This is a genomic window from uncultured Veillonella sp. (assembly GCF_934190855.1).
Lineage (GTDB): Bacteria > Bacillota > Negativicutes > Veillonellales > Veillonellaceae > Veillonella.
This window is the reverse complement of the sequence record NZ_CAKPTN010000135.1, coordinates 1-4,513: the sequence shown is the minus strand read 5'-3', so window position 1 is coordinate 4,513 and position 4,513 is coordinate 1. Positions and strand designations below refer to the sequence as shown.

Below are 4,513 nucleotides of genomic sequence, written 5' to 3'. Positions count from 1 at the left end.
GATACAGATATAGAGCAAGACAGTAAGACAATAAATATATTTTTAGGAGGATGTTACCATGTTAGGTACAGTAAAATGGTTCAACGCAGAAAAAGGTTATGGTTTTATTGAACGTGAAGACGGTAGCGATGTATTCGTACATTACTCTGCGATCCAAGACGAAGGTTTCAAATCTTTGACAGAAGGTCAAAATGTTGAATTTGATATCGTTGACGGTAACCGTGGCCCTCAAGCTGCTAACGTTGTTAAAGCGTAATCACATACGAATTTATTCATAAAACAACATATAATAAAACCCCGATATAGTAGTATATCGGGGTTTTTGATTTTTTGTGGTAAAAAATATACATATTTCTACAAAAAAATATAAAATTTTTGTATAAAAAAGAGGAGTTTTATAGGTAGATGTAGAAATACTAAATATAACACGAGAGATAAGGTTACATGATACCACACACTCGTATCTCGTGGATGATTTTTAGAAAGGGTGTTGACTTATGAAAGTAGCAATCAGAGGAAAAAACATTGAAGTGACAGATGCTTTAAGAGCATACATCGAGAAAAGATTGAGCAAATTAACTCGTTACTTCGATGATGAGTTAGATGCACAAGCAGTTCTATCCGTTGTTAAAGATAAGTCCACAATTGAACTTACATGCTTCGTTGATAAAATTGTTCTACGCGGTGTAGAAACTAACGATGATATGTATGCTGCTATTGACTTAGTAGTAGATAAAATCGTTCGTCAAATTCATAAACATAAAACTCGTTTAGCGAAACGTTTCAAAAAACAAGAAGCTTTCCATCCAGAAGTGTTGGCAGCTCCTGTGGAAGAAGAAACTATCGAAGTTGTAAAACGCAAACACTTTGCGGTACGCCCAATGGATGTAGAAGAAGCGATCTTACAAATGAATCTTATTGGTCACGACTTCTTTATGTTCTTCAATGCTGAAACTGAAGCAATGAATGTTGTATATCGTAGACATGATGGTTTCTATGGCTTGATTGAGCCAGAACTTCAATAACCTATAATGTCGGCTGAACTTAATCCTAACTCCTTTCTACTTTTAATCAGCCGATTATTATACTAAGGTGGATGACCGTTTTGAGTCATCCACCTTTTTTGTAAAAATACTATAAATAATCGTGAAATGCCTTGAATTCTTTGACTATTCAAGGCATTTTCGTTATAATAAATTAGATAAAATAATGTAAGATGTCCTGTAGAGGAGTGATTTGTTTGTTAGGCTTTTTACAAAGGCTATTAGGCAATAACAACGCAAAAGAAATCAAAAAAATGCGTGCTATTGCTGATCATATTAATGAAATTGAACCAAATTATGTTAAATTAAGTGATGCTAACTTAGTGGCAAAAACCGATGAGTTTAAACGTCGTTTGCAAAAAGGGGAAACGTTAGACGACCTATTGCCAGAAGCATTTGCTGTAGTTCGTGAAGCATCTAAACGCGTATTGGGTATGCGTCATTTTGACGTACAGTTAATGGGTGGTATTTGTCTACATAATGGCAATATCGCTGAAATGCGTACTGGTGAAGGTAAAACTTTGGTTGCTACATTGCCAGTATATCTTAATGCGTTAACAGGTAAAGGCGTTCACGTAGTTACAGTAAATGATTATTTGGCAACTCGTGACAGCGAGCAAATGGGTCGTTTATATAATTTCTTAGGCCTTTCCACAGGTCTTATTGTAGCTAATCTCGACTTTAACCAACGTAAAGAAGCATATGCTTGTGATATTACGTATGGTACAAATAACGAGTTTGGCTTCGACTATTTGCGCGACAACATGGTATCTGATGTACTTCAAATGGTACAACGTCCATTAAATTACGCTATTGTCGATGAAGTTGACTCCATTTTAATCGATGAAGCAAGAACTCCGTTAATTATTTCTGGTCCTGGTCAACGTTCCACAGATAACTACTATAAACTTGCTAAAATTGTTCCTCACCTCGTAAGAGATGAAGACTATATCATCGATGAGAAACAAAAAACTATTGCCCCTACAGATGCTGGTATTGAAAAAGTAGAGCAAATGCTTGGCGTTGAAAACTTATACGATGCTGAAAATATCGAGTTGAATCATTTGCTTGGCGCTTCTTTGCGTGCCTATGCTATGATGCACCGCGATACTGATTACGTAGTTAAAGACGGCGAAGTTGTTATCGTTGATGAATTTACAGGTCGTTTGATGTTTGGTCGTCGTTATTCTGATGGTTTGCATCAAGCTATCGAGGCTAAAGAAGGCTTGAAAGTTGAACGTGAAAGCCAAACTTTGGCATCTATAACATTCCAAAACTATTTCCGTATGTATGAAAAATTAGCTGGTATGACTGGTACCGCTAAAACCGAGGAAAAAGAGTTTATCGACATCTATGGTTTAGAAGTAATTCCAATTCCTCCAAATAAACCATTAATTCGTACGGATTTACCAGATCAAATTTTCAAAACTAAAGCTGCTAAATATCGTGCAGTAGTACGTAATGCTGTAGAACGTCATAAAGTAGGTCAACCACTTTTGATTGGTACTACATCTATTACACAATCCGAAGAACTTTCAGACATGTTATTACGTGCAGGGGTTCCTCATAATGTATTGAATGCTAAACACCATGAAAAAGAGGCGGAAATCGTTGCTAATGCTGGTCAAATGGGCATGGTAACAATCGCTACAAACATGGCTGGTCGTGGTACAGATATTACCCTTGGTGAAGGTGTACCTGAGCTAGGTGGTTTAGCTATTTTGGGGACTGAACGCCATGAAAGCCGTCGTATCGATAATCAGTTACGCGGTCGTGCTGGTCGTCAAGGTGACCCTGGTTCTTCTCAATTCTTCTTATCCTTGGAAGACGATTTAATGCGTATCTTTGGTGCCGATAATATTACAGGCATTATGGATAAACTTGGCATGGAAGAAGATGAGCCTATTGAGCATTCTTTGATTACAAAATCCATTGAACGTGCTCAAAAGAAAGTTGAAGATCATAACTACAATATTCGTAAATATGTCCTTGAATATGATGATGTTATGAATCAACAACGTGAAGTGTTATATGAACAACGTCGTCGTATTTTACGCAACGAATCTTTGCGTGAAACGATTAATGAAATGATTGATAAGCTTGTTACTGATTCCGTAGATGCTTATGCTGATGAAAAGCTCTACCCAGAAGAATGGGATTACGAAGGTCTCTACAAGCACTTGAGTCAATATTTCTTAACCGAAGATATTATGACTCCTCAAGATATGGAAGAATATACTCGTCAAGAATTATTAGAACGCTTATTGGAAATTGCTCATGAAGAGTACCAAGACCGTGTTAATATGCTTGGTGAGGCAATGTTTAGTCAACTTGAGAAGGCTATTATGTTGCGCGTTGTCGATAACAAATGGATGGAACATTTGGATAATATGGATATGTTGGGTATTGGCCTTCGTGCATACGGTCAAAAAAATCCATTGGTGGAATACAAATTTGAAGCCTTTGAGATGTTCCAAAACATGGTTGCAGCAATTCAAGATGAAACAATCATGGCGTTATACAAAATTCGTGCACAATTGATTCAAGAAATCGAAGAACCAGTTGATCACTTAGAAGGTGCACAATCCCATCATGAAGATGTGTTGGAGCCACAAAACGAAGACTAAGATTTGTGAATGGCACGTTGCTCAATGGGACTTCCACTGGGCAACGGCCATTTTTCTATTTTATTAAGGTAATAGTTTATCGATATAACAGGCTAATAAGTTAAAGGTGGTGAGCATAAATTGTTAGAAGATTTAAAACCAATAATTTCTAATCTGGAAGAACGTATTTATGGAATGAGGGATTCACTTTAACATCGCTCAGAAAGAAGATCGAATTTTTACACTCGATGTACAAATGAGTGACCCTACATTTTGGGATAATCCAGATAAGGCTCGTGAGATTTCTCAAGAGGCTACACAACTTAAAAACGCTGTGGAAAGCTATAAGCAACTTGTTAGTGATATTGAAGATGCCAATGTAATGCTCGAAATGGCTATCGAAGAAGAAGATAGCTCTATGGAGAGTGAAATTAAAGAATATGTTAAGCAAATAGAAGAAACTGTAGAAAAACAAGAGGTTCTCTTGCTGTTAAGCGGTGAATATGATGCTAATAATGCAATTTTAACCTTCCATGCTGGTGCAGGTGGTACGGAAGCACAAGATTGGTGCTCCATGCTAATTCGTATGTACTTGCGTTGGGCTGAAAAATCTGGCTTTTCTATTGAGTTAATGGATGAACAACCAGGTGATGAGGCTGGTACCAAATCTTCTACGTTCCTTATTAAGGGCGAAAATGCTTTTGGTTATTTAAAATCTGAAAAAGGTGTTCATCGTTTAGTTCGTATTTCTCCATTTGACGCTGCTGCACGTCGACACACTTCATTTGCTGCTGTCGACGTTATGCCGGAAATTGATGATACTGTTGAAATCAATATTGATATGAAGGATGTACAGGTCGATAC

The 4,513-nt window shown here is 37.1% G+C and carries 3 protein-coding genes and 1 pseudogene; all 4 read left to right on the top strand.

Annotation, left to right across the window (positions count from 1 at the left end; genetic code table 11):
* The first annotated feature begins 58 nt into the window (after positions 1-58).
* Positions 59-256, top strand: a complete 198-nt coding sequence (locus tag Q0F90_RS07520) for a cold shock domain-containing protein (RefSeq protein WP_296004414.1) — start codon at positions 59-61, stop codon at positions 254-256.
* A 241-nt stretch (positions 257-497) separates the two neighbouring features.
* Complete coding sequence (gene raiA, locus Q0F90_RS07515; protein ID WP_105097928.1) at positions 498-1,025, top strand: ribosome hibernation-promoting factor, HPF/YfiA family; 528 nt, start codon at positions 498-500, stop codon at positions 1,023-1,025.
* Positions 1,026-1,240: 215 nt separating this feature from the next.
* Complete coding sequence (secA, locus tag Q0F90_RS07510) at positions 1,241-3,670, top strand: preprotein translocase subunit SecA (RefSeq protein ID WP_296004413.1); 2,430 nt, start codon at positions 1,241-1,243, stop codon at positions 3,668-3,670.
* Between the two features lie 120 nt (positions 3,671-3,790).
* Positions 3,791-4,513, top strand: a pseudogene (locus Q0F90_RS07505) (PCRF domain-containing protein); the annotation flags it as partial.